At 43.2% G+C, this 25033-nt stretch carries 22 protein-coding genes; 11 read left to right on the top strand and 11 right to left on the bottom strand.

From position 1 onward, the window contains the following. Positions 1 to 12 precede the first annotated feature (12 nt). Positions 13 to 1044: a tRNA dihydrouridine synthase DusB gene (gene dusB, locus JMY05_RS06000; RefSeq protein WP_201614492.1), complete on the top strand. Its 1032-nt coding sequence runs from the start codon at positions 13 to 15 to the stop codon at positions 1042 to 1044. A 50-nt stretch (positions 1045 to 1094) separates the two neighbouring features. Here dusB and JMY05_RS05995 read toward each other — a convergent pair whose 3' ends face one another. Further along, positions 1095 to 1484 (bottom strand): DUF1622 domain-containing protein, encoded by a 390-nt coding sequence (locus JMY05_RS05995; protein ID WP_045446088.1) that lies wholly within the window; start codon positions 1482 to 1484, stop codon positions 1095 to 1097. Positions 1485 to 1673: 189 nt separating this feature from the next. On the opposite strand from JMY05_RS05995, the gene JMY05_RS05990 reads away from it, so the two are divergent. After that, entirely contained in the window at positions 1674 to 2561 is an 888-nt protein-coding gene (locus tag JMY05_RS05990) for an SDR family NAD(P)-dependent oxidoreductase (RefSeq protein ID WP_045446091.1), read from the top strand. A gap of 287 nt (positions 2562 to 2848) precedes the next feature. On the opposite strand, the gene JMY05_RS05985 is transcribed toward JMY05_RS05990, so the two are convergent. The 4 genes from JMY05_RS05985 to JMY05_RS05970 form a co-directional block, all read right to left on the bottom strand. Then, positions 2849 to 3127 (bottom strand): peptidylprolyl isomerase, encoded by a 279-nt coding sequence (locus JMY05_RS05985; RefSeq protein ID WP_045446094.1) that lies wholly within the window; start codon positions 3125 to 3127, stop codon positions 2849 to 2851. Positions 3128 to 3389: 262 nt separating this feature from the next. Further along, entirely contained in the window at positions 3390 to 4457 is a 1068-nt protein-coding gene (locus tag JMY05_RS05980; RefSeq protein ID WP_201614490.1) for an LLM class flavin-dependent oxidoreductase, read from the bottom strand. Positions 4458 to 4549: 92 nt separating this feature from the next. Continuing rightward, positions 4550 to 5464: an MBL fold metallo-hydrolase gene (locus JMY05_RS05975; protein ID WP_201614488.1), complete on the bottom strand. Its 915-nt coding sequence runs from the start codon at positions 5462 to 5464 to the stop codon at positions 4550 to 4552. Between the two features lie 93 nt (positions 5465 to 5557). Beyond that, entirely contained in the window at positions 5558 to 6103 is a 546-nt protein-coding gene (locus tag JMY05_RS05970) for a cysteine hydrolase family protein (protein ID WP_045446097.1), read from the bottom strand. Positions 6104 to 6211: 108 nt separating this feature from the next. Between JMY05_RS05970 and JMY05_RS05965 the strand changes: the two genes are divergently transcribed. Further along, the gene (locus JMY05_RS05965) at positions 6212 to 7192 is read left to right on the top strand and encodes a GlxA family transcriptional regulator (RefSeq protein ID WP_201614486.1); all 981 of its coding nucleotides are present in this window, start codon (positions 6212 to 6214) and stop codon (positions 7190 to 7192) included. Positions 7193 to 7304: 112 nt separating this feature from the next. Here the strand turns inward: JMY05_RS05965 and JMY05_RS05960 are convergent, their stop codons facing one another. Next, positions 7305 to 9458, bottom strand: coding sequence for a heavy metal translocating P-type ATPase (locus JMY05_RS05960; RefSeq protein WP_201614484.1), 2154 nt, complete (start codon positions 9456 to 9458; stop codon positions 7305 to 7307). A 152-nt stretch (positions 9459 to 9610) separates the two neighbouring features. Between JMY05_RS05960 and cadR the strand changes: the two genes are divergently transcribed. After that, entirely contained in the window at positions 9611 to 10021 is a 411-nt protein-coding gene (cadR, locus tag JMY05_RS05955) for a Cd(II)/Pb(II)-responsive transcriptional regulator (RefSeq protein ID WP_045446100.1), read from the top strand. Positions 10022 to 10307: 286 nt separating this feature from the next. On the opposite strand, the gene JMY05_RS05950 is transcribed toward cadR, so the two are convergent. Further along, on the bottom strand, positions 10308 to 10502 hold the full coding sequence (locus JMY05_RS05950) for a heavy-metal-associated domain-containing protein (RefSeq protein WP_045446103.1): 195 nt from the start codon (positions 10500 to 10502) through the stop codon (positions 10308 to 10310). A 150-nt stretch (positions 10503 to 10652) separates the two neighbouring features. Between JMY05_RS05950 and JMY05_RS05945 the strand changes: the two genes are divergently transcribed. Both JMY05_RS05945 and cueR read left to right on the top strand, forming a co-directional pair. Continuing rightward, a complete protein-coding gene (locus tag JMY05_RS05945) occupies positions 10653 to 13130 on the top strand; it encodes a heavy metal translocating P-type ATPase (protein ID WP_201614482.1) in 2478 nt (825 codons plus the stop codon). 65 nt (positions 13131 to 13195) lie between these two features. Continuing rightward, entirely contained in the window at positions 13196 to 13588 is a 393-nt protein-coding gene (cueR, locus tag JMY05_RS05940; protein WP_045446106.1) for a Cu(I)-responsive transcriptional regulator, read from the top strand. Between the two features lie 260 nt (positions 13589 to 13848). On the opposite strand, the gene JMY05_RS05935 is transcribed toward cueR, so the two are convergent. Beyond that, positions 13849 to 14385, bottom strand: a complete 537-nt coding sequence (locus JMY05_RS05935; RefSeq protein WP_045446109.1) for a hypothetical protein — start codon at positions 14383 to 14385, stop codon at positions 13849 to 13851. A gap of 122 nt (positions 14386 to 14507) precedes the next feature. Between JMY05_RS05935 and JMY05_RS05930 the strand changes: the two genes are divergently transcribed. Beyond that, positions 14508 to 15221, top strand: coding sequence for an SMI1/KNR4 family protein (locus JMY05_RS05930; protein WP_201614480.1), 714 nt, complete (start codon positions 14508 to 14510; stop codon positions 15219 to 15221). Positions 15222 to 15363: 142 nt separating this feature from the next. Here the strand turns inward: JMY05_RS05930 and JMY05_RS05925 are convergent, their stop codons facing one another. The 3 genes from JMY05_RS05925 to lipB form a co-directional block, all read right to left on the bottom strand. Next, the gene (locus JMY05_RS05925; protein WP_201614478.1) at positions 15364 to 15831 is read right to left on the bottom strand and encodes a hypothetical protein; all 468 of its coding nucleotides are present in this window, start codon (positions 15829 to 15831) and stop codon (positions 15364 to 15366) included. Between the two features lie 161 nt (positions 15832 to 15992). Beyond that, positions 15993 to 16523, bottom strand: a complete 531-nt coding sequence (locus JMY05_RS05920; RefSeq protein WP_010198287.1) for an inorganic diphosphatase — start codon at positions 16521 to 16523, stop codon at positions 15993 to 15995. 208 nt (positions 16524 to 16731) lie between these two features. After that, entirely contained in the window at positions 16732 to 17514 is a 783-nt protein-coding gene (gene lipB / locus JMY05_RS05915; RefSeq protein WP_045446116.1) for a lipoyl(octanoyl) transferase LipB, read from the bottom strand. 602 nt (positions 17515 to 18116) lie between these two features. Here lipB and JMY05_RS05910 point away from each other — a divergent pair. The 4 genes from JMY05_RS05910 to msrAB all read left to right on the top strand — a co-directional run bounded on the left by JMY05_RS05910 (position 18117) and on the right by msrAB (position 24973). Beyond that, the gene (locus JMY05_RS05910; protein ID WP_201614476.1) at positions 18117 to 19601 is read left to right on the top strand and encodes a coniferyl aldehyde dehydrogenase; all 1485 of its coding nucleotides are present in this window, start codon (positions 18117 to 18119) and stop codon (positions 19599 to 19601) included. A gap of 349 nt (positions 19602 to 19950) precedes the next feature. Next, positions 19951 to 21882: a glycine betaine ABC transporter substrate-binding protein gene (locus JMY05_RS05905; RefSeq protein WP_201614474.1), complete on the top strand. Its 1932-nt coding sequence runs from the start codon at positions 19951 to 19953 to the stop codon at positions 21880 to 21882. Positions 21883 to 21957: 75 nt separating this feature from the next. Further along, the gene (locus JMY05_RS05900) at positions 21958 to 22866 is read left to right on the top strand and encodes an ATP-binding cassette domain-containing protein (protein ID WP_201614472.1); all 909 of its coding nucleotides are present in this window, start codon (positions 21958 to 21960) and stop codon (positions 22864 to 22866) included. A gap of 292 nt (positions 22867 to 23158) precedes the next feature. Beyond that, positions 23159 to 24973 (top strand): bifunctional peptide-methionine (S)-S-oxide reductase MsrA/peptide-methionine (R)-S-oxide reductase MsrB, encoded by a 1815-nt coding sequence (gene msrAB, locus JMY05_RS05895; RefSeq protein ID WP_201614470.1) that lies wholly within the window; start codon positions 23159 to 23161, stop codon positions 24971 to 24973. Positions 24974 to 25033 lie beyond the last annotated feature (60 nt).

Here is a 25033-nt window from a genome sequence, read left to right as displayed (position 1 = left end):
AAGCCGTTTTTTATGTCTACTGATTCCCCTGATTTACCGTCGTCTTTGCCCGTATCTGACCATCCATTATTACAGCCATTGAATATCGGCGGCTTGACGATTGAAAACCGCCTCATGGTTGCTCCTATGGCTGGCGTGACGGACAATCCTTTTCGGCGATTGTGTAAATCCTTTGGTGCCGGTCATGCAGTGAGTGAAATGATTATCGCTGATACGGCGCTTTACGCGCGCAAAAAGTCCTTGTATCGTGCCAATTTTGACAATGAAATTGCGCCTATTTCAGCGCAAATTGCAGGGGCTGAGCCTGATAAATTAGCAGAAGCGGCACGCTATCAGATTGATAATGGCGCGCAAATTATTGATATCAATATGGGCTGCCCTGCCAAAAAAGTCTGCCGTAGACTGGCAGGTTCTGCGTTATTGCAAGACGAAGATTTGGTCGCACGCTTGTTAGATGCGGCGGTAAATAGCGTAAATGCCCCCGTGACTTTAAAAACGCGATTGGGTTATGAGAATGGTCGTGAAAATATCTTACGTGTGGCGAAGCGCGCTGAGCAAGCAGGTATTGCGGCGATTGCTATTCATGGACGCACGCGCGAAGATATGTATACCGGCGAGGCACGTTATGAGCTGATACGTGAGGTCAAAGAAAGCATCAGTATCCCTGTGATTGCCAATGGCGATATCGATAGTGCGCAAAAAGCTCAGCGTGTCTATGAATTGACAGGCTGTGACGCGGTGATGATAGGGCGTGCTGCTCAAGGGCAACCGTGGATATTCCGTGACATCGAGCATTTCTTACGCACTGGCGAGCACCTCGATGCACCTAGCGTAAGCCAGATAAAAGAGATTGTATTGGCACACTTAGAAGAGCTATATGACTTTTATGGTGAGTACTCTGGCTGCCGTATCGCTCGCAAGCATATCGCTTGGTATACCACGGGCATTCCAAACTCTAATGCTTTTCGCCAAGCGATGTATGGCGAAGAAAGTACCGCTGGACAGTTTCGCGTGGTCGAAGATTTTTTGCAGGCGCACGAATAGTAAGTGAGCAGAGGGTTCATGCTAAGCGTCTGTTAAATAATAAAAAAGCTTTAAAGCTCGTCCACTTTAGCGGTATGTGGTTCTTTTTTGAACACTGTATTTTCTTTTTGCCAAGGAAATTTGCCTTCTAATTCTACTTGTAGTGACAAGCTCAAAAAAGTCCGAATGAGTACGATAAAACCTAGTACTAGGACGCTGCGTAACGTCGGTTCTGTGACGACAGTCGCCATAATATCAGCGGCGATGAGGACTTCTAATCCTAACAAAATAGATTTACCGACGGTTTGTCTGATTTCGATATAGGTCTCATGGTTAAACCCACTGGTTAGGCGAATCCCTCGATAAAAAGCAAAAAACAATCCAAAAAACATAATAAGTACGCCAATGACCTCGACTATCTTAGCAATTAAATCAATGTAATGAGCTAGAGTTGCAATCAAAATAGATACTCCTTATCGATGCTCGGTGAAAAGCGTAAGTCTGAAAAATACTGCGATTATACGTTTATCGATCCTTATGATCGGCAAATTATCTGGCTGAGACGGCGGTTTTGTTCACTTTAAGCCATAATTTTTTGCTATGCTGTAATCGAACATTCATAGGCATAGAAACAACAAAAAGGATTTTTTATGGCCAATCCCTCAAAAAAAGCAATCAACAAAGCGGTCAAAGATAAGCATATCATTATCACAGGGGCATCAAGCGGTATTGGTGAGCGTACAGCGTATTTACTTAGTGAATGCGGTGCGCATGTTATCTTATTAGCACGTACCGAAGACAAACTAAAAGCCGTTAAAGAAAGTATCGAGGAGCTTGGTGGCAATGCCAGTTATTACCCTTGTGATTTGACCAATATGGATGATATCGAAAAAGTTAGCACGCAAATTTTGGCAGATTTCGGACATGTTGATGTCTTGGTCAATAACGCTGGTCGTTCAATTCGGCGTTCGGTTCACGAGTCTATTGATCGTTTCCATGATTTTGAGCGTACTATGGATATCAATTACTTTGGCGCGGTCAAAATAGTTCTTGGGTTTTTGCCGACGATGATTGAACGTCAGACTGGTCAAATTGTGAATATCTCCTCTATTGGCGTATTGGCAAACAGTCCGCGTTTTGCCGCTTATGTTGCCTCAAAATCGGCATTGGATGCTTTTAGCCGCTGCTTAGCTGCTGAAGTGAAAGGCGATAATGTGACGATCACCAATATTTTTATGCCATTGGTGCGTACGCCTATGATTGAGCCTACTAAGTTGTACCGCTACATGCCTGCGTTAATGCCTGATGAAGCCGCGATAATGGTTGCCAAAGCGATTGTCCATAAACCAAACAGTATTGCCAGCAACATGGGTAAATTTGCGTCAGCTACTTATTCACTGGCACCAGCAATCAACGTTGGTATTCAGTCGATGGGTTATCGTATTTTTCCAAGCACCCGCGCTGGACTGACTACCGATAAGAAGCCAAACCTTGCTCAGCGTGCCTTTGCCAGAATACTTCCTGGTGAGCATCATTAGAATTTTTAAAAACTCATTGAGAAAAGGATGCTTAGGCGTCCTTTTTTAATGCCTTAAAAATTATTAATGTTGATACAAAAGAGGAGAGGGCAGTAGCAGCCTTTTGTTCTTAACGCTTTATTATGATCAAAACCTATTTATAACTGTCTATCATCATCACTTTTATGGGAACTAAAGTGTCTTCAACTCAAAAATCGTGATTGCCATGATGTTAGGTCCTGTATGAGTCAGGATAATGTTTAAGGCATATGTCAGTTGGCTTATCATTAAATCTCCGCCTTTAACACTTATGTCCTGTAAAGTACTTTGACCACATGCCAGCCAAATTTGGTTTTTACCAAATGTGGGGTGAAGAGTTTGCCGCTAAAGCAGATTTTATCAAATGGCGGTACCATGTCGCCTTGTTGAAACTCACCCAAGCTGCCGCCTTTTTTACCTGATGGGCAGGTTGAATGTCGTTTCGCTAGCACATCGAACTTAGCGCCTTTTTGAAGCTTGGCAATAATGTCTTCAGCCTGTTCTTTGTGTTTTACTAAAATGTGTAATGCGCTAGCTGTACGAGCCATAATGTAAACCTTTCATAAAATATCAATTATCGGGGCATTATATCACGGCTTATCTTGGTTGCTAACCGCACTTGTATGCGCTACTTCTTCAAAAGCCATTATCTACACAGGGGCTACTATTTGGATGAGAATCGGTGTCTTTTGAATGTTGCTGTTATTACATCGGTGCAATGCATTTGGGTAGCTTACGAGCCCAATCAAGCCTAATAGTTAGGCATTAAGCTCTTTGCTAAGCTTTGAATATTGCTAGTCTCAACAGGATCTAGTGATTTGGCATACCATAGTGATCTGCGATTAGCTCAACAGTGCGCGATTGGGCGCGGCGCGAATAACCTTGAACAACCAACATGACCTCGTCGACACCTGTCTGCTCCTGAAGATCCTCTAAACCTTTTGCTACCTCATCAGCAGTACCATGAATGATTTGATCGGTATATTGCTCAATAATCTGGCGCTCTTGCATATTGCCTTGAAAGGCCGCCACTTCATCAGGAGGCAGTAAAGCAAAAGGCTTGCGCTGGAGCATTCTCAACATCGCCATGGCAGACGAAGTCGACTGGCGGCGTGCTTCTACAGGATCTTCATCTGCAATCGCGCCAATGCTGACTAAGCAGTATGGCTTAGCTAGAAATTGTGATGGGCGGAAATTCTCTCGGTAAATGCGCATCGCATTTAAAACATCAGCACTGCCAAACTGCAAAGCGAAGGCATAAGGTCTGCCAAGTTTTGCTGCCATATGTGCTGAATAGGTCGATGACCCCAGGATCCAAACATCAGCAGCGGTCTTTGATGGTGGCACTCGGTTTTGCTCAGCTTGCCACGGACCTGGCACCGCATGAACCTCACTATAAGGATGGTCTTTTGGAAAGCTGTTTTCTAAAAAGCCCAACAATTCTGCAACTTGCTGAGGAAATTCATCGTTTGCTGCCTTATGCCGACGCAAAGCTGAAGCGGTTGCGACATCCGTACCCGGTGCCCGTCCCAAACCAAGATCAATTCGTCCTGGTGCCATCGCATCAAGCATACCAAATTGTTCAGCGATGACCAAAGGCACATGATTCGGTAGCATGATGCCGCCTGCACCAAGTCTAATTCGCTCAGTTTCCCCAGTAAGCCGAGCCACCATCATCTGCGGTGAAGGCACCGAAGCACCAGGCATGGCATGATGTTCAAACATCCAAAACCGCTGAAAGCCTCTTTTGTCAGCCAATTTCGCAAGCGCGATCATCTCTTTAAAGGTGTCCTCTACCGTGTGACCAACGCTGGTGAAGGCGTTGTCGAGCACCGAAAGAACGAAAGGGGTGTTGCCTGAATGATTTGGCATATTCATAAACGATCTCAGTTATACCGTATTGATGATGTATGGCAACACACTTTGGGTATTGCCACACAGGGAAGATTTAAAGACCCAACCATCAAGCACTAAAATTTATAGGTTTGACCATCATTAGGGACAAGTGCACGCTGCTTGTCTAAGTGCTTTTCTTCGATAAAGCGGCGCAGCTCTGCCTTGGTGAGGGTGGCATGATTCACCGTATCCATGTGCACGCTAACAATCTGCGCGTTAGGAGAGAATCTATACGCACGGTATACATCGTCTTTACCCATGATGATAGAGTCATCCACAAAGGTAGTCAGCTTGGCATAGCCTGTATTCAGGATGACGGCATCAGGATTATAGCGAGTGAGTGCATTCTCTACGTCTTTATTCCAAACGGTATCCCCTACTACATAGACCGTCTTATAGTTTGGTTTCCGGAATACAATCCCCATCGTTTTGCCCAGTAGTTCAGCTAATGGTGCCACTTTGTACATCTCATCAGTGCCATGCTGTCCGATGGTTTTATTGATTTTAGTGCCTTTAAACACAACGCCTTGCTCGGTTAATACTCTAACATCAGTAAAACCATCTTTACGTACGATTGCCGCATCGGCTGCATCTTGGGTGAAAATTGGCATGTCACGAGGCACGAGGTTGCGTGCGGCATCATCCCAATGGTCAGCATGAAGATGCGTCAAGATAATGGCATCCGCCTTAAGCGCTTCGGCAACAGTCATCGGCAAATCCACCATTGGATAGCGTATTTGGCTATTTACTGTGCCATCAAACCCTGGATAAGCGTTTTTAGCTGCTAGCATCGGATCCACTAAAAACGTGGTGCCAGAATAATCAAGCTTGATCGTGGCATTACGGATTTGCTGAAATTGAACGGTATTGGTAGCTGTCTGTTTTACCGCGTTAGAATTTGCTGCTGGACTGGCAAAGGTGGTACATGCCGTTAACAACATGACGCCACTTAACAGTGTGGTGCCGGTCAGTGATTTTGCGATATTCATAATAGTTACCTTATTGAGGAAATTCTTCTTAATGGGAATAGGGTTTAAAAGTCTATTTCATGACTAAATCATGATTTGATTAACAACTCTGGATTAACGGGCAATCCACGTTTGAGTATCAATCACTTCGCCATATAGAAACTCAATCGCGGCCATGATAGTGGCCTGAGCCTGAGCAGCAGGTACTTTCGTACCATTAAATTCAAGATCAAGCGTGGCACAGGCATCATGAACCGTAGTGGTTGTATAACCAAAGTCTACTGCCGCACGAACCGTTGCATCAACACACATATGGCTCATGGCGCCAATCACAGTCACTTCTTTGATACCTTGTTGATCTAATAACTCTTTCAGATTGGTCTCACGGAATGAATTAGGGTAATGCTTCACAACGACGGCTTCACCCTCTACAGGTTTTACCTTTTCATTGATTGCTACACCATCGCTACCAGGCGTAAAGAGCGGTGCGTCAGCAGGCATTTCATGACGGATATGAATGACGGTATGACCTTTTTCTCTCGCAGACGCAATCACCAAAGCAGCATTATCAGCGGCTTCGTTAATACCTACGAGTGCAAGTTTACCTTGTGGAAAATACTCATTTTGAATGTCGACAACGATCAGTGCTTGTGTGTTCATAATAATGCCTTTTTGTTTATGGAATTGACTGTATAAGCGTATATTTTACAAGCACTGTGCTACACTAACGAGTGGCTACATCGACACATAAGAGGTTAATAACGACATATGAGTCATAAAGATACGATTGAAATTGGGTTGGTCGTCTATGAGAAAGCACAAATGGCGGCTGTCCTGGGGCTGACTGATTTACTGACGGTTGCCAGTAAACTCGCCGCCAAACGTCAAGATACAACCGATCTGCCTCTACAAGTAAGTCACTGGGAGATTAGCGGCGTTAAGCAGCAGCCTAAGCGCACTTTTTCGAGCAATCTTGATAGCGTAGGAAGATTAACAGCCGTCATCATTCCACCCACGTTAGAAGCACCGATTGCAAAGCAAGCGGCAGAACCTTGGCTAGAATGGCTAAAAGAGCAGCATTCGACAGGGATGATACTGTCGTCCGTCTGCGCCGGTGCTTTTTTATTGGGCGAAACAGGACTACTCTCCAAGCGAAAGGCAACCACGCATTGGGGTTATGCAGAGGATTTTAAGCAGCGTTTCCCTGATGTGGAGCTTGATGTGGATCGTATTATTATCGAAGACGGTGATATTGTGACCGCTGGTGGCGCGATGGCTTGGACAGATTTGGGGCTTAGGATGATTGATCGCTTTCTTGGTTCTCAGGTGATGAATGAGACCGCTCGTATGTTATTAATTGACCCTTCAAGGCGTGAACAATGCTATTACAGCGCGTTTTCGCCAATACTCACCCATGGTGACGCAGCCATATTGAAAGTACAGCATTGGCTGCAAAAAACAGAGGCGCAAGATATTGATTTGTCCACACTAGCCAATTGTGCGCAGTTAGAGGAGCGTACTTTTCTGCGTCGTTTTCATAAGGCGACGGGTATGACATCGACAGAATACGGTCAGAGATTACGCATCGGAGCGGCAAAAGACTTTTTACAGTTCTCGTCGTCTCCTGTTGAGCAAATTGCGTGGAAAGTTGGTTATAGTGATGTCAGTGCGTTTCGTAAGATATTTAAGCGCATTGTTGGGTTGACACCAAGTGAGTATCGACGTAGATTTAATTCGAATAAGGCGTGATAGGTTTAGGCAATGATTTTTTAAAGGTAGGCACATTGACTGATTATAGGTCAGAGAGAGGTAATAAAACGGCCACTGATGTAGCCATAACCGTTTTATTCTTTAACTATCATTAACGGGAAGACACTCCTTTAAAACGTAGTAAACGCAATGCATTCAGCGTCACCAGTACTGTAGCACCAGTATCCGCTAGCACAGCAATCCAAAGTCCTGTCACGCCGAGCACAGTGGTTATCAGAAATATGCCTTTTAACCCAAGTGCAAATATGACATTTTGATGGATATTTCTCATGGTGGCGCGGGATAAGGCAATAAGATTAGCAACGTCCATTACGCGGCTTTTTAATAGGGCAATATCAGCCGTTTCGATAGCCACATCCGTGCCACTGCCCATCGCAATGCCAATATCTGCCGCTGCCAAAGCGGGTGCATCATTGATACCATCACCAATCATCGCTATTTTACTATTGCTTTGCATCTCTCTGAGTAGACGTAGCTTGTCTTCAGGTAACAGCTCAGCTTGCCACTCTATATCTAACTGACTAGCAAGCGCTTTTGCCGTACGGCTATTGTCACCTGTGAGCATGACAGAGCGCACGTTCATCTTATTGAGCTGCGCAATAGCTTGCTGTGCATCTTCTCGCAACTCATCACGTAGAGCGACCAATCCGAGCGCCTCCCTCGTGTGCTCATCAAACAAAATAGAAACCGTTTTACCATCATTTTGTAGCATCTCAATTTGAATCTGCTGCTCAGCTGGCAACATCACTTTCTCAGCGACGTAGACTGGTGAGCCGATGGCCAAAGAGCGTCCAGCAACCGTTGCATGAACGGCTTTGCCTGCCGTAGCGAAAGCATTAGAAGCAGCAGGTATAGTTACCTTAGCGGCTTTGGCATGATCCACAATAGCTCTAGCAAGTGGATGACTAGAGGTAGCATCAACACTTGCAAACAGTGACAGTAGTTTATCGTGACCCTCAGCAGTGGTATGCGCTGTTTTAAAACCAATAACATCGGTTACGCGTGGTTTTCCTTCAGTCAAAGTACCCGTTTTATCAAAAGCGACAGTACTGACCTGACCCACCAACTCCATGACATTACCGCCTTTGATAAGCAGTCCATGGCGCGTGCCGACCGCCAAACCTGACGCAATAGCGGCAGGTGTTGACAGCACAAGGGCACAAGGACAAGCTATCAATAATAGCGCTAAACCACGATATAGCCATATTCCCCATTCTGCTCCCATCAGTAGAGGTGGGATAATAATGACCAGCGCTGCAATCGCCATAACGATAGGCGTATAGTAGTGGCTAAAGGTTTCAATAAAGCGTGCAGTCGGTGCTTTGGACGCTTGCGCCTGCTCCACAAGTTCAATAATACGCGCAATCGTATTATCTGCCGCTGTTTTTTCTACGCGTATTTGTAGTACCCCATCAACGTTGATAGATCCAGCAAAGACCTCAGCGCCTATGGTTTTGGCAACAGGAACAGATTCTCCTGTCACAGGTGACTCATCAAGGCTAGATATCCCTTGAATAATCACCCCATCAGCAGAAACTCTATCACCGGGACGCACAAGCACCTTATCGTTAATCTGTAATGCAGTCGCTGCCACCTGACATTGTTGTCCTTGCGCGTCCAATAAAATAGCCGTCTTTGGCACTAGTGATGATAACGCTCTGATGCCAGCGCGCGCACGATCAGCTGCGACGCTTTCTAATAGCTCACCAACCGAAAATAGGAACACCACGGCAGCAGCTTCTTCTGCCTCTCCAATGATAAGGGCGCCGATAGCCGCAACAGACATGAGCATTTCAATTGAAAAAGGCGAACCTACTAACGCCAGTGCAAAAGCTTTACGGGCAAATGGTAGGACTCCGATAGCCACAGCGGCAATAAAAACCCATGCGCCATATTCAGGTAAAATTAAAGACAAAATATATGCGGCACTCATCAAAAGCCCAGTACCAATAACCTGTTTGCCTTTTATGGTTTGCCACCAGCGCTGATCGTTTACCGCTGCTTGACTACCATCAATACCCATCTCATTTTGTTGACTTGTTAACGCTGATACACCAAACCCTAAGCGCTTAATAGTCTTTTCGATATCTTTAACGTCAGTACTTGTATCAGGTTCTAGAGTTAACTCTAGCTTTTGAGTCGAAAAGTTTAACTGAACACCAGAGACGCCTGGCATACGTATGAGCGCCCGCTCAATTTTGCCAACACAACTGGCACAGTCCATACCTTCAATATGATATTGCATAGTTATTTATCCTCTTATTAAAGATATTATGAACTCTATAGTAGCTTCAGGGTCAAGGCTTTTAACGACAAAGAGGTTTGTTTTTTTATCAGTAAACCTTATAGTTACTTTATTGTTTTAGATAATAGAAAATACTATTTAAGGAGATACATATGCTAATCAAAATTGGCGAGCTTGCCACGCGCACAGGGGCGACGGTCGAAACCATTCGCTATTATGAGAAAGAGAGGTTATTACCAGAGCCTACGCGCAGCCAAAGCAATTATCGTTTGTACAATGAAGCACACTTTGAGCGTTTACAATTTATCCTGCACTGCCGTACGCTCGATATGACTTTGGATGAAGTACGAACCCTGCTTCAATATAGAGACAAACCTGATGAAAACTGCGGTGAAGTCAATGTACTATTGGATGAGCATATAGATGCGGTAGAGACACGTATGGAAGAGCTGATACAATTAAAGCAACATCTACTAGCGTTGCGGCAAAAATGCGCCAGTGAAGCGCTAGCTGAATCCTGCGGAATATTGCATGCGCTTGCCGATAATTCGTGTCATAGATAAAGGTTTTTTCTGGCTTTATTAGCAAATAATTTAGTTAAATGATGATTGCTTACCCGATCTAGGTGAATGAAGGTAATACCACCACTTTTCATACTTAAAATTTGACATCTAGCCCATCTTAAGGGGCAAACACATCATTAAGATGCCGTTACCTACTTAAGCATTGTTCATACAATTTTTTGTATCCCATCCCACCCCAGCTTTTTCAAGGACTTAACAATCTCGAAATTATTAAGCCCATCGTCCTTTCTGTTAATCGTCTAGGCTGCGTGTCTGTCAGGCTCATTCATTGCACTTGTGCAGGGAAGCCACCCTTTGCTAAAGCAGCCGTTATCTGCTCAATATTTGCGATGGTTTCGATACTGACCACTTTGGCTGCTAAGTCAATATCAACTTTGGCATTTGGGTCGATGTCCTGAATAATTGCTGTCACACCACGAGCACAGCCACCACATTTCATGTTTCCAATCCATAGTTTCATAATCTTTCTCCAAATAAGTTTTATTTCATCACTAAGCTTAAGCCTTGTCATGATGGCAAGGTCAAACACATTTTTAAAAAACACGCTTGACCTTACCATCATGTCAACCTCTATGCTGTTGATAACAGATTGAACATGATAGAGGGTGTTATGAACTCAGAAAATAGTAAGTATTATCTTTACAATGAAACATTGCCCATTGAAGGTATGACCTGTGCTTCATGTGTGGGGCGGGTGGAAAAAGCATTAAAAAAAGTTGAAGGTGTTGAAAATGCTGAGGTGAATCTTGCGACTGAAAACGCCATGATTTCCTCGTCTCAACCTTTAAACCTTATCGCAGTAACCAAAGCCGTAGAACGAGCCGGTTATAAGATCTTGGCATCTCAGCCGATTGAGCTGTCGATAGAAGGTATGACTTGTGCTTCCTGTGTTGGACGGGTAGAAAAAGCATTAAAAAAAGTTGAGGGCGTACAACAAGCAAACGTCAACCTTGCTACCGAACGAGCATGGGTACAAGGCAACGCTCAAGTACAGAGCAGCGATTTGATTCAAGCCGTTAAAAAAGCGGGATATACAGCTAAGCAGATTGAGCAAAGTGTGAGTGTTCAACAGGATAAAAAAGCCACGGAACAGCAGCAGCTGAAACGAGATTTAATGATCTCTTTAATTCTAGCCGTGCCTGTTTTTATTCTAGAAATGGGGTCACATATGATTCCAGCTTTTCATATGTGGGTCATGGACAATATCGGCACGCAACAAAGCTGGCTGATTCAATGTGTTTTGACCACGCTGGTACTCATCTTTCCAGGGCGACGTTTTTATCAAAAAGGTATTCCAGCATTATGGCGCTTTGCTCCAGATATGAATTCATTGGTGGCTGTGGGCACACTGGCGGCTTATAGTTTTTCACTATTCGCAACATTTATTCCACAAGTTCTACCTGAAAGCACTGTGAATGTTTATTACGAAGCAGCCGCTGTGATTGTAAGCTTAATTTTATTAGGGCGTTATTTTGAGGCAAAAGCTAAAGGACGTACCTCTCAAGCCATTCAACACCTAGTGGGTATGCAAGCAAAAACAGCACGTGTTCACCACAATGGGCAAGTGGTTGAAGTGCCGATTGCAGAGGTGACCACAGAAACGATTGTTGAGATTCGTCCCGGTGAGCGTGTTCCAGTCGATGGTGAAGTCGTTGAAGGTCAAAGTTATATTGATGAATCCATGATTACAGGTGAACCCGTTCCTGTCAAAAAACAAGTCGGTGATCAAGTGGTAGGAGGCACGGTTAATCAGAATGGAAACTTAAATTTTCGGGCAACTGCCATTGGAGAATCGTCGGTATTGGCGCAAATCATTCGCATGGTTGAACAGGCTCAAGGGTCTAAATTACCGATTCAGGCATTGGTTGATAAAGTCACTATGTGGTTTGTCCCCATAGTCATGCTCTTGGCAATGCTAACTTTTATAGTCTGGTTTATTTTTGGTCCTGAACCTGCTTTGACGTTTAGTCTCGTCAACGCCGTTGCCGTCCTAATCATTGCTTGTCCCTGTGCAATGGGCTTGGCAACCCCTACATCCATTATGGTGGGGACAGGTCGCGGTGCAGAAATGGGCGTCTTATTCCGTAAAGGTGAAGCATTACAAGCTTTACAAGACGTTCAAGTCATTGCGGTCGATAAAACTGGCACATTGACTGAAGGCAAACCAACCTTGACAGAATTTTATGTCCAACCAGGGTTCGAACGTGAGCAAGTCTTGCGTATTGTGGCATCGGTTGAAGCAAAATCTGAACATCCTATTGCCCTAGCCATTGTTCAGGCCGCAGAGCAACAGAATATTAGCTTATTACCGATTACCACTTTTGACTCTGTGACGGGATTTGGAATCAAAGCAGAAGTTGAAGGTCAAGCCGTTCATATTGGTGCTGATCGTTATATGCAGCAATTAGGACTTGATGTTACTCCCTTTAAAGACGAAGCCGCGCACTTAGGACAAGAAGCTAAAACCCCCATATATGTCGCGATTGATCAGAAATTGGCTGCTATTATTGCCGTTGCAGATCCTATTAAAGACACCACTTATGCCGCTATTGCAGGTTTACATCAACTGGGCTTAAAAGTAGCAATGATTACAGGCGACAATCGCCATACTGCGCAAGCGATTGCCGCAAAATTACATATTGATCAAGTGATCGCAGAAGTGTTGCCTGATGGAAAAGTAGATGCGATACGTCAACTGCAACAACAATATGGACGAGTGGCTTTTGTTGGTGATGGTATTAATGATGCACCCGCTCTTGCTCAAGCTGATGTCGGACTGGCAATTGGGACAGGGACAGATGTAGCGATTGAGGCAGCAGATGTGGTGTTGATGTCAGGTAGTTTACAAGGGGTTCCTAATGCGATTGCTTTAAGTAAGGCCACCATCAAAAATATTCGACAAAATCTATTTTGGGCATTTTTCTATAATATTGCTCTGATTCCAATTGCCGCAGGGATTTTATATCCAGCGTTTGGAATTTTGTTGTCACCTATTTTTGCAGCAGGGGCAATGGCGCTATCTTCTGTTTTTGTGCTAGGTAATGCCTTACGCTTAAAGTATTTTCAGGTGCCCGTGATCAAAGCATAGATTGTATTAAGATAGGGTTAAAGTAGCCGTCTGGCTTTAACCCTTTTTATATCAGGAGGAAAGTTATGAATATCGGTCAAGCGTCAGAGCAATCAGGAATCTCTCCCAAAATGATACGCTATTATGAACAGATCGGGTTGCTTGCTGCCGCAAAACGCTCGAATTCAGGGTATCGAATCTATTCTACACAAGATATAAAAGACTTATGCTTTTTGAGACAGGCTCGTGATTTAGGTTTTTCCTCCAAACACATGAAAGAGTTGCTTGATTTGCGGAAAAATACAGATCGGCAGAGTGCTGATGTTAAACAGTTGACACTGCAACATATCGCAACTTTGAACCAAAAAATAGCTCAATTGCAAGATATGGTGAGCTTATTACAGGTTTCTGCTGATCATTGCTCAGGTGATGCAAACGCCGATTGTGCCATACTAAAAGATCTTGAACAGAGTAAATAAAATAAATTACATATAGTCCTATCTATTTTTTTATGCATATTTCAGTCTAAAAAAACATGTGTCTAAAAAAATAGTTTCAGAAAAATTTAAGGCTTTGGTTCCCTAGTGAGGACTTGAGTCTTTGGCTGTAGGCTAATGATATTAAGGTTTTAACTCACTGAAATATTCACAGTATAATTAATGGTGTACAGAACGTTAGTTTTTCAAGCTCAAGAAACCTTGGATAGCACTTATCGCTAAGTGTATTACAATCCAGATTATTATCTATCTGGATCTAAAGCTTCATGTATATATACATTATCAACTGGCTCAAAGATATCTGAAATCTCTACATCTTCACGTAAAATCATAGTAAAAGTAAAACTTTCGTCTGATGATCTCAATAAACTACCTGTACTGACATCAAAGAAATGAATCGAGCATAAATCTCTTACCCAGCATCTAAGCAAGAAAGTTAAATCATTTTCAGATATATAGCTAATGTTTAATTTAGCTAACGCATACAGCCTTGTTTTTACATCCTTTAAACCGTAAAAATGCTTTTCACTGAAAATTTTTAAATCATGCACATTTATACAAAACCCCAGTAAACTTAAGCCATATTTCTCTTGAGGAATTGTTGAGCTATCAGTGTAAAACATTCTTAAAAAGTCTATAAAATCGTTTTCTACAGTTAAGTAATCGTTGATGTTTTCGATACCAATGTTTTCGATAAAGTTAGCGATGTTAGTCCATTTGGCATCAAAAATAGCTTCGCTATCCTTAAATCTAGATACTGCGTAAAAATTGAAGCTCATTTGTATTTACTCGTGATTGGTGCGCTATATAGGAGTCGATCTGATAGTGGTAGATATGAACTTGATAACTATAAAATCAATAGTACACGTCATATTCTTTAACATGAATAGAGATCGATTGAATGATTGAAACTACTTCCCCGTTGGATACGCAAAGATTAGCGACCCTAGAAGATGTTTTAGGTGTAACACTCCCTCAAGACTATAGAGGTTATTTGCTAGAGCATAATGGTATGGGTTTTGAGAAAAATGCTTTTGAGGTATTTAAAGGTGAATACTCTATTATTCATCATGTATGTAGGATTTCCAATGACAATGATTATTTTGATTTAATTAATTCGTACAAGAATGGAAAAAGCATAGATCATGAGGAAGGACGAAAATTTTTAATCATAGCCGATGACAATGTAGGTAACGACATCATGCTAAGTCTAGCGGCAGATAGTTTTGGAGAAGTCTATTTCTATGATAAAGATACTATAGGCACTAAATGTATCAAGCTGGCACAATCCTTTTCAGAATTTCGCAGCTCTCTATTCGACCTTCAAGATATTTCAGTATATGAAAATACCGTGGATGAGGCTCTTGATAAAAAAGATTTAAAGCTTTTAGAGCGTGCTTTACAGCAGGGTTATGATATTGAGAATTTAGATAATTATAGTAGAAACTTACTTGAAAGGAGCGTTATTACAGGAGATATTGACTTAGTAAGCTGCGTACTAGAATGCCAACCGCAGATGAGAAGCTCTATGTCACTAGCTGAAGAAAACTATATATTCTTTAAAGAAGAGTATGCACCCATTATAGATATTTTAAAAAAGCACTATAAGATGTAGTAAGTTTAAAAAATAGGTATACCTCAAAGGAACCAGTTATTTCAGCCCTCATGCGTATTAGTAGACTACTTAAAATAGACTGCTATAATGGAACCACCTATAACAGACTATAAAAAATTAACACGACAATATCCTGTCCTAGTTAACCAAATACCTGCCATAATATCCAAAATAATCCAGCCATAATAATGGCAATCACCAATAGCCGTTTCAGCCAATAGGGCATCAGCGGTTTTTTATAGCCTAAATCATTAAGCTGGCTGTCCACACCATTTTGCAGGCTCTTGAATCCTCGACTTTGCTTAGTCGTTTTGACGCGATTTTTTATCAGCTGTCCAGCTTCATCCTCAGCACCTTGCTCTCTATCAAAGCTAATAGCATGGTTAGGAATGCCTTGCTTGCTGGCGATAGTGTTGAGTTTTTGCTGCTGATTCACCTTTAGTTGTGTCTCATAGGCATCAATCCTATTCTTGGCGTCATCCATACTAATGTCTTCATCTGCCGCCAAAGTTTTGATCGCCATCACTAAATTATTCTTTTCGATCATCATGATGACGTCTCTTGGCAGCTTTGGATTGACTGATTTTGAGCTAGGGTCGGGGTTAAACATGACTGTCCTTATGGCGATATGAAAAATAGGCATCGATAGTGTTGATTATTATAACCATTTTACAGCAGTAATATTCAATCAAAAAAATACCGCAATCACGATAATGACTGCGGCATTTTAATAGCTATCCTTTATTAGTATTTCTACCAATTTTTGATGGTCTATAGGTCTTTCCAGCGTTGGATAGACTCTTTGATGACTTCTTTTGCTTCTGCAACATCGCCCCAAGATTCAACGACCGTAGTGCCTGGTTTTTTCAGATCTTTATAGTGGCTGAAATGGAACTCTAACTGGTTGATTAGCTGTTTTGGTAGATCCGCTAGGCTGTTATAAGCATTGCCTGTATCACGGTCGTCAGCAGGTACAACGACGATCTTGTCATCGACTTCGCCATCATCAACGAACTTCATCACACCAATGACTTTGGCTTTTAGGAAAATACCAGTTGGTAGCGGCTGCTCAGTCAGCAATAACACGTCAAGCTCATCACCATCTTCGTCAAGCGTTTGCGGGATAAAACCATAGTTACAAGGCTTGGCAAAAATCTGTGGATCAATACGATCAAGCTCAAATACCGCCAGTTCGCGATTCCACTCAATTTTATGGCTGCTACCAGCTGGGATTTCTACTACTACGTTGATAATGCCGCCGTCTACATCGCCTGCGTCCAAAATTTTGTTAAAATCTGCCATAAAGTACTCCAATTTGCTTTTGTTTTAAGTGCTTGAATAATAAGTGATGATAAAAGAATAACGTCGCGGCACTGCGATATTATCACTGTGCCCAATATGTGCCGCCTGCGATTATAACAAGTTTGACTTAAATTTTCTCACAATGCTTAAGTCTAAGCGTGCACGATATTATGCAAAAAAAGATTATGCAAAAATGGACTCAAAGAACTCACTTGGGTACGAGTGCACGTAGCTCAATGAGTCCGGCATGACGCTTAGCAATGTTATCAATAAGTTTTTGGGTCACTTGCTCATAGCTTAAGGCTTCACCAGTTTGTTCATCTGACTCTTTTTGCATAGCCACAAAGTCGGATAACCGTAACATTTGCATCCCTGCATAGCCGCACGGATTAATCGCATTAAATGCGGACAAGTCACAATTTAAATTAAGCGCGATACCGTGATAGCTAAATCCATGTTTAATTTTGAAGCCTAACGATGCCATTTTTCCAAGCATAATTTTATCATCTGCTACAGAAGTATCAGCATATAGATAAACACCGGGTGCGTCACGGCGCGCATGGGCGCTGATGGCTGTTGTGTTTGATGAAGCAGAATTTTGCAAACAGTCATTGATAACGTCTTCGATTGCTTGCTCGGCATGCGAGACCAAGTTGCGCACACTCCAGCCCAAGCTATTCAAATCGAACAACCAATAAATAACCAGCTGCCCGTGACCATGCCATGTCACTTGACCGCCGCGATCCGTTTTTATAATAGGCGTATTGGTACGTTGCAAGATGTGCTCTTCTTTACCTGCTTGCCCTAAAGTATACACATCATTGTGATCGACAATCCATAATTCGTCAGGTGTGCGCAGTCCTTGCTGTTTTTTTAAGTCAATACGTGCAAGTGTACGTGCTAGCATCGCATCGAGAGTGGGAACGTAATCGGCTGTTGTTAGAGATTTGCTGATCAGTGTGTCATTAAGCTGTTGCGTGGTGTTTTGCATGAGAGTCGCAGTCTTATTGTGGTCTGGTTCGAAGAGGTGTATCACTGATATTTAGTCGTGATATCGATAGTGAGTGTAGCAGTTTTTGCGATTGGTACCCAAGATTATCTCTGGTCACGCTGTAAAACTCAACAATCAAAACACTGATAAATGCCCTAACGGAGTAGCCATAATAAGCAAAAATTTTCAGTGCTTAATATGAAATTTCTAGCATTGTGATGCGTGTTTATAGACACTTATTTCATACAGACGCAGGAGTCAACTTAATGTGCTGTTCATTGATTCGTTGATGCGCTACATTAAAGTGCAATGAATGGAATCGCATTACTTATATTCAGGGGTGACCATCGATGTAACCCGCTGACTAGGGCGTGTCCTCAATTCAATCGATTGCTTTCTAAATGGGCTAAAAATGGCTAAATTTTGCCAAACATTGTCAAATAGCTTCTTAATATCTCGATATTATTTGCGCTACTTTCCTTGTTTGACGGCAATTTATCTCATGTTTATCACCATTTTTAAAATGAGGACAAGCCCTAGAAATACAGAGTCTCTAACCCAATAGAGTATATTGACTCCAACGCAGATGACAAGGAAGATAAATGACAGATAATAATCAAAACATGAATGAGCAGACCTCAATCGACACGGATATGTTGCAGCAACCTGCGCCAAAATCGCCTAGTATTGCTCATACGGTTGATGAGATGCGAGCGCAATTTTTACGCTTACAAACACTCAGTCGCACGCAGCCAATCAATGACTGGGCCACTCGTGAAACCCAACTAGACAGTCTAGAAGTCATGCTTAGCGATAATCAAGCCAGTTTCGCCAAAGCGATCAGTGCCGACTTTGGTTATCGTAGCGAATCAGAGACCCAGTTTGCCGAGTTGTTTCCTAGCTTTACTGGTATCAGTCATGCCAAAAAGCACGGTAAAAAATGGATGAAAGTTCAGCGGGCTTCTATTTCAGCGCTGTATATGCCAGCTCATAATGAAATCCAGCCTCAGCCATTGGGCGTGGTTGGTATCATGGTGCCTTGGAACTATCCGTTATTTTTAGCAGTAGGACCGATGATTGATGCACTCACTGCTGGCAACAGAGTTATGATCAAGATGAGTGAAGCGGCACCGCAGTTCGCTCAAGCATTTGCCAGTGCGATTGCTCGTTATTTTTCACCAGACATGATTTGTGTCGTACTGGGTGAGGTAGACATTGCGGTTGCTTTTAGTGAGTTGCCTTTTGATCATTTGCTTTATACGGGCTCTACGGCTGTGGGCAAAAAAGTCATGGCGGCGGCAGCTCCTAACTTAACACCTGTCACGCTCGAGCTGGGCGGTAAATCACCGGTCGTCGTGTTAGAGGGCGCAAACTTAGAAAACGCTGTCAATCGTGTGATGATGGGCAAAACACTAAATGCGGGTCAGACCTGTATTGCCCCTGATTATGTACTGATTCAGCGCCAATATCATGAAGAGTTTATCCGTTTAGCAAAAGAGTGGATGGAAAAGCACTATCCAAATATTGAGAGCAATCCAGATTACTCACGTATTATCAATGGCGAGCAATTTAAGCGTGTCAAAGGCTATCTAGATGCATTATCGAGCGATGGGATCCATAAGCTTACTGATGCTGAGTCTAATATCGAAACGCGTCTAATGCCGCCTGTCATCGTGAGTGAGCCTGCCCCTGATAGTGATGTGATGCAGGACGAGATTTTTGCGCCGATTTTGCCATTGATGCATTACGATACGCTTGATGATGCCATTCATTTTGTCAACGAGCGACCACGCCCACTGGCATTATACGTTTTTGGTGATAACTATAACGCCCTAGAGAAAGTACGTAACAATACGGTCTCTGGTGGCCTATGTATTAATGAAGTGCTGATACATGTTGCCCAGCATGACTTACCGTTTGGCGGGGTTGGTGACTCAGGAACGGGTGCTTACCATGGTAAAGCGGGATTCGAGCGTCTTAGTCATATGAAACCAGTATTTGTACAATCCAAGCTGAATGGGTTGAATTTGTTGTTGCCACCTTATGGCGGGTTGTTTAAAAAAGCCATGGCAATGTTTTTAAAATAACAAATGCTAAAGCGGGCAAAGTTGACATAGCTTTCTTTCAAGCAAACAAAAATACTTAATCATTGTGAGCAATCATATAAGCAACGCTAAAAAATAGCATCTATTTCAATAGGTGCTATTTTTTTGTATAAAAGTAAGCCATAAAAAATTAATGAGCATTTGTCATCTTGTCTATAAATCGCTACACTTTGTAGTGAGCCTAAACGATAGTAGTATTAGTTTTAGATGAAGACGTTGCCTAGTCTTCAACGACTGAATGAGTCATAAGTAGTACACGCTTGGCGTAAAGCAATAATATTGTTGACTTGGGCGTTAATTTCCATAATAAAAATTATAAATAGGACATCTTATGCGCCAATGGATTGCGTTAAGTTTACTATGCATGAGCGTGTTGTTACTGCCAGTATCGGCATCAGCAGCCTGCGAATCACCAATCAAATTTGGCGCTCTGACATGGGAGAGCGGTCAGTTTATCTCTGGGGTGCTTAAGTACATCGCTGAAGATGGCTACGATTGTGCGATCGAAGAGGTGCCGGGTGCTGGTCCTGCTCTCGAAACGGCATTGTCACAAAACGACATTCAAGTGATTGGGGAGCAGTGGGTTGGACGCTCGCCAATCATGGAACAAGCCATCGAGCAGAATAAAGTGGCGGTCATTGGCGATACGCTCAAAGGCGGTGCAACTCAAGGTTGGTATGTACCCGAATATGTATTAGAAGAAAACCCAGGTCTACGCCGCTATCAAGACTTGCCTAAATATGCTGAGCTGTTTAAAGATCCCGAAGACCCTAGCAAATCACGCTTTATGAATTGTCCGTCTGGTTGGACGTGTGAGATTTTCAATACTCGCTTGCTGAAGAATACAGGTTTGGACAGTATCTTTAATAATGCCCATCCCGGCACTGGGGCGGCGCTCGACGCCGAGATTGCCTCTGCTTTTGAGCAACATAAGCCACTACTGTTTTATTACTGGCAGCCTACGGGCTTGATGGCAAAATATGACTTTGCGCCTCTGGCGTTTCCAGATCATAAAGATGCCTGTTGGCAAGACTTATTACGAGCGGATGGCACCGCCGATTGTGTGTCTGGATTCCCTATCTCACCTTTAGGTATCGCAGTATCTACCCCTTTTATTGAATCCAATCCAGAGCTTGCTGATGTTTTTAAAAAAGTTCAGTTTAGCTCCGATGAGCTCAATGGCGCTATCTTGGAGATGAGTGAAAATAAACGCAGTGGTGATGAGCAAGCACTAGCATTTTTGCATAAATATCCGAGCGTCTGGCAAGCATGGTTGTCTGATGAAGCAGCCAGTAACCTTGCGGCTAAGCTAGGCATCAGCTTAACGGGCGAGGCTATCACTGCAGATGCAACCGCCTCTAGCACTAATCGAGCGACCTCATTATCGAGCTTTCCTTCTTGGTCACTTGAGACGCCGCTTAATAATACATTGGCAAGCGTTGTCCAAAATTATGGCGATGTGTTTCGTACTGTCAGTACCATAGCGTTAACCTATCTATTGCTACCGATTGAGCGTCTATTAACCACTATGCCGCCTTGGTTCATCATTGCGCTTGTGACCGTATTGGCATGGTTTGGCATCCGTAAAATCTGGTTTGCACTGGCATGCGCCGCCGGATTGTTTCTCATTGGCGCATTTGGATTATGGGGCGCATTAATTGATACTTTGGCACTGCTCATCGTATCAGTGTTGGTGACCGTCGTGATTGGTATTCCTATAGGCATTGCTATGTCGGGCAGTAAAGTTCTTCGCAAGGTTGTGACGCCGATTCTGGATGTGATGCAGACCATGCCAAGTTTTGTCTATTTGATACCCGTATTGATGTTATTTGGGATTGGCAAAGTGCCTGCGCTATTTGCCACTATTATTTATGCCTTGCCGCCACTGATTCGGCTGACGACATTGGGGATTACCCAAGTCAATCATGAGATGGTCGAAGCAGGGCGCTCGTTCGGTAGCACACACTTGCAGCTGCTCATTTGGATTAAATTGCCGCAAGCATTACCCAGTATTATGGCGGGCGTGAATCAAGCAGTGATGATGTCGCTCTCTATGGTGGTGCTCGCGTCTATGATTGGCGCACCGGGGCTCGGCGAAGATGTGTTGCAATCGATTCAAACGCTTAATATCGGTCAGGGCTTGCAAGCAGGCACGGCGATTGTCATCGTTGCCATTATCATTGACCGTATCACCCAAGCGTTCGGTCAAGGCAAGCGTGCTCGGCAAAAAACCATCGATGCTGGCAGGCATCCTATTGGTTAATTATCAATGCCATGGTCGAATGTTCAACACGCCCTAATCATAATGATAACTAGAAAAATAAAAATGAGAGCCATCATGAATCATATTCAATTGGAAAATATCAGCAAGATTTATAATGCCAATAGCTCGCAAGCAAAGTCTGCATTGGCATTACTAGCACAAGGTATGGATAGTATTCAGGTAAAGGAACAAACAGGCTATTCGGTCGGGCTTTATGACATCAATTTAAGCGTTAAAGCAGGTGAGCTGCATTGTATTATGGGCTTGTCAGGTTCAGGAAAATCAACCTTGATACGCCATATCAATCGTTTGATTGACCCAACCAGCGGTAAAATATGGGTTGATACTTCTATTAATGCTAAGCCGTCTACTAGTACTAAGCCCTCGACTAATGCTAAACCCTCTGCTGATTTATTAGAAAATGGAAAATCATCGCCTGCTATTAATATCTTAGAGCTAAATGATAAAGCGCTACAGCATTATCGCCAGCAGACACTCAGTATGGTTTTTCAGCATTTTGGTTTGGTGCCACATATGACGGTGCTGCAAAACGTCGCTTACGGCTTGCGAGTGCGAAAAATGAGTATCAAAGAACGCCACGAGGTTGCTCGGCATTGGCTCAATGAAGTTGGGCTAGCAAATTTGGAGAAAAGTTACCCTGATGAGCTGTCAGGAGGGATGCAGCAGCGTGTCGGGCTGGCGCGTGCCTTAGCAACCGATAATCCGATATTGCTGATGGACGAGGCTTTCTCTGCCCTTGATCCCCTCATTCGTGCCCAATTACAAGACCAACTACTTGAGCTACAAGCACGGCTAAATAAAACCATCGTCTTTATCACTCATGATATCGATGAAGCGATTAAGGTCGGTCAGCGGATTAGTATTTTAAATGGTGGGCGTTTGGTACAAACGGATACACCCAGTGAATTGCGCCACAACCCAGCTGATGATTATGTGGCTCAGTTTATGGGTGCTAAAATTTAATTTAAAAATAACACGACGTTGTTTTATAAAATGCTGTTTTATAAATGGCACCTGCAAAATGATAGATTTCTGTCTATATCATTATTCTTACACTGTTGTTAAAAAAGTGTAGCAACCCCTTAGTTACTATTAAAGTAAACTCCATCATCGATGTATACTATTAAGATACTCTAATAGTGTATTAGCTTTGCTAAAATCTTGATTTATCCACTCTCATTGATCACGTAAGAAGACCATGAGCGAGCATAAAAACTCAGTTTATGATCGTAAGACTTCGTAAAAAGGACCTCGCATGCCGCATAAGAAAATTCGCCATAATGATCGTAGTCATACTAATAAATTAGCGACAGACTCACCACGTGATTCATCACGTTGGCTAAAGAACGTCAGTGCCGTTGGTGTCACGACAGTACTGAGTGCTGGCATATTGGTCGCTTGTGGACAAATGAGTAGTGCGGAGAGCAATGCAAGTAGCACGACTAAATCAGCCAAGCAAAACAGTGGAGTGACTAGCTCACGTGACATGCTGCCTTCCGATATGCTTGGACAAATGCAGGCACTGCCGCAATTAACAAAAGGCTTAGGTGACACGGGCACAGCAGTCATTGATCCTAATAAACCAACCTTGATTAAATTTTGGGCAAGCTGGTGCCCATTATGCTTGGGCACGTTGGCAGAAACCGAAGAATGGCGTACCGATCCCAAGTTCGCTGATTTAAATGTCGTTACTGTTGTCAGTCCCGGTCATCTAAACGAAAAAGCCGATGGCGACTTTAGCACTTGGTATGCAGGCGTCCAAGCAGACTATCCAAAGCTACCAGTATTGTCTGACGCTTCAGGCGAGCTGATTAATAAACTTGGTGTGCAAGTGTATCCAAGCTGGGCGATACTCGATAAAAGCGGCAACTTGGTGCATTTGGTGAAAGGCAATATATCGGCAGAGCAAGCGTATGCCCTTGCTGAAAATGCCAATAATGATTTTGCTGAGCTTAAAACAGGGAGTGCTAAACCAGCAAACGCGCAAACCTTAGACAACAACAGCAAGATTGAAACCATCAAACAAAAAGAGGGCGTTTATTATAACGATAAAGGCAAAGCGATTAATACGCGCTCAATCTATTTGGCAGGCGGCTGCTTTTGGGGCGTAGAAGCTTACATGGAGCGCGTCGAGGGTGTGGTCGACGCTGTATCAGGCTATGCCAATGGCGAGACGGCCAATCCAAGCTACGAGCAAGTGATTCGTGGCTCAGGTCATGCCGAAGCCGTCAAAGTCACTTACGATGCGGATAAAACAGACCTTGATACTATCTTAAAATACTACTTTCGCGTAATTGATCCAACCAGCCTCAACAAACAAGGCAATGATCGCGGTGTGCAGTACCGCTCAGGCGTTTATTACACCGATAAAGAAGATAAAGCAGTGATTGATGCTGCCCTCGAACGTGTGCAAAGCCAGTATAAACAAAAAATTGTGGTAGAAAATGAGCCGCTAGACAATTTCTACTTAGCTGAAATGTATCATCAAGATTATCTGGCAAAAAATCCAAACGGTTATTGTCATGTTGATTTAAGCCTTGCCGATGATAAGCCAGAAGGGACTGCGCGTACCAAGCTTGCACCTGTAAGTACCGTTGCTGAGACCTTAAATCCTAAGCGTTACGCAGGATCTGATAAAGGCGCATTGAAAAATACGTTGACTAAAGCACAATACAATATCACGCAAGATGCCGGTACTGAGCGCGCCTTTAGTCATGAATACGATAATTTATTTGCGCCCGGTATCTATGTCGACGTGGTGAGCGGTGAGCCTTTATTTTTATCAACCGATAAGTACCAGTCTGGCTGTGGTTGGCCAAGCTTTACTAAGCCGATTGACATGCAAGTCATTACTCAGCATGAAGACACCGCTTTTAATATGGTACGCACTGAAGTTCGCTCGCGAGTAGCAGACTCACATCTGGGTCATGTATTCCCTGATGGGCCAAAAGATCGTGGCGGGCTGCGCTATTGTATCAATGGCGGGGCGCTACAGTTTATTCCAGTTGATGTGATGCCGCAGTCAGGCTATGCGCCATTAGTGAAGTTGGTTAAGCCTGCAAAACCTTAACTATTAATACTGATAATCGACTTTATAAAGAGACGTTAAGATAATTCTTAGCGTCTTTTT

The sequence above is a fragment of the Psychrobacter sp. JCM 18902 genome (genome assembly GCF_904846615.1).
GTDB lineage: Bacteria > Pseudomonadota > Gammaproteobacteria > Pseudomonadales > Moraxellaceae > Psychrobacter.
Note: the sequence above shows the minus strand (reverse complement) of the source record. Positions and strands in the feature narration are given on the sequence as shown.

Bases quoted from the DNA above. Each gene is read 5' to 3' on its own strand.
- JMY05_RS05985 (WP_045446094.1), bottom strand. From the start codon at position 3,127: ATGGCTCGTACAGCTAGCGCATTACACATTTTAGTAAAACACAAAGAA.
- JMY05_RS05960 (WP_201614484.1), bottom strand. From the start codon at position 9,458: ATGCAATATCATATTGAAGGTATGGACTGTGCCAGTTGTGTTGGCAAA.
- JMY05_RS05980 (WP_201614490.1), bottom strand. From the start codon at position 4,457: ATGAATATGCCAAATCATTCAGGCAACACCCCTTTCGTTCTTTCGGTG.
- JMY05_RS05925 (WP_201614478.1), bottom strand. From the start codon at position 15,831: ATGTTTAACCCCGACCCTAGCTCAAAATCAGTCAATCCAAAGCTGCCA.
- JMY05_RS05930 (WP_201614480.1), top strand. From the start codon at position 14,508: ATGATTGAAACTACTTCCCCGTTGGATACGCAAAGATTAGCGACCCTA.
- JMY05_RS05905 (WP_201614474.1), top strand. From the start codon at position 19,951: ATGCGCCAATGGATTGCGTTAAGTTTACTATGCATGAGCGTGTTGTTA.
- JMY05_RS05965 (WP_201614486.1), top strand. From the start codon at position 6,212: ATGAGTCATAAAGATACGATTGAAATTGGGTTGGTCGTCTATGAGAAA.
- JMY05_RS05920 (WP_010198287.1), bottom strand. From the start codon at position 16,523: ATGGCAGATTTTAACAAAATTTTGGACGCAGGCGATGTAGACGGCGGC.
- JMY05_RS05970 (WP_045446097.1), bottom strand. From the start codon at position 6,103: ATGAACACACAAGCACTGATCGTTGTCGACATTCAAAATGAGTATTTT.
- cueR (WP_045446106.1), top strand. From the start codon at position 13,196: ATGAATATCGGTCAAGCGTCAGAGCAATCAGGAATCTCTCCCAAAATG.
- cadR (WP_045446100.1), top strand. From the start codon at position 9,611: ATGCTAATCAAAATTGGCGAGCTTGCCACGCGCACAGGGGCGACGGTC.
- JMY05_RS05990 (WP_045446091.1), top strand. From the start codon at position 1,674: ATGGCCAATCCCTCAAAAAAAGCAATCAACAAAGCGGTCAAAGATAAG.
- JMY05_RS05910 (WP_201614476.1), top strand. From the start codon at position 18,117: ATGACAGATAATAATCAAAACATGAATGAGCAGACCTCAATCGACACG.
- dusB (WP_201614492.1), top strand. From the start codon at position 13: ATGTCTACTGATTCCCCTGATTTACCGTCGTCTTTGCCCGTATCTGAC.
- JMY05_RS05900 (WP_201614472.1), top strand. From the start codon at position 21,958: ATGAATCATATTCAATTGGAAAATATCAGCAAGATTTATAATGCCAAT.
- JMY05_RS05935 (WP_045446109.1), bottom strand. From the start codon at position 14,385: ATGAGCTTCAATTTTTACGCAGTATCTAGATTTAAGGATAGCGAAGCT.
- lipB (WP_045446116.1), bottom strand. From the start codon at position 17,514: ATGCAAAACACCACGCAACAGCTTAATGACACACTGATCAGCAAATCT.
- msrAB (WP_201614470.1), top strand. From the start codon at position 23,159: ATGCCGCATAAGAAAATTCGCCATAATGATCGTAGTCATACTAATAAA.
- JMY05_RS05975 (WP_201614488.1), bottom strand. From the start codon at position 5,464: ATGAATATCGCAAAATCACTGACCGGCACCACACTGTTAAGTGGCGTC.
- JMY05_RS05945 (WP_201614482.1), top strand. From the start codon at position 10,653: ATGAACTCAGAAAATAGTAAGTATTATCTTTACAATGAAACATTGCCC.
- JMY05_RS05950 (WP_045446103.1), bottom strand. From the start codon at position 10,502: ATGAAACTATGGATTGGAAACATGAAATGTGGTGGCTGTGCTCGTGGT.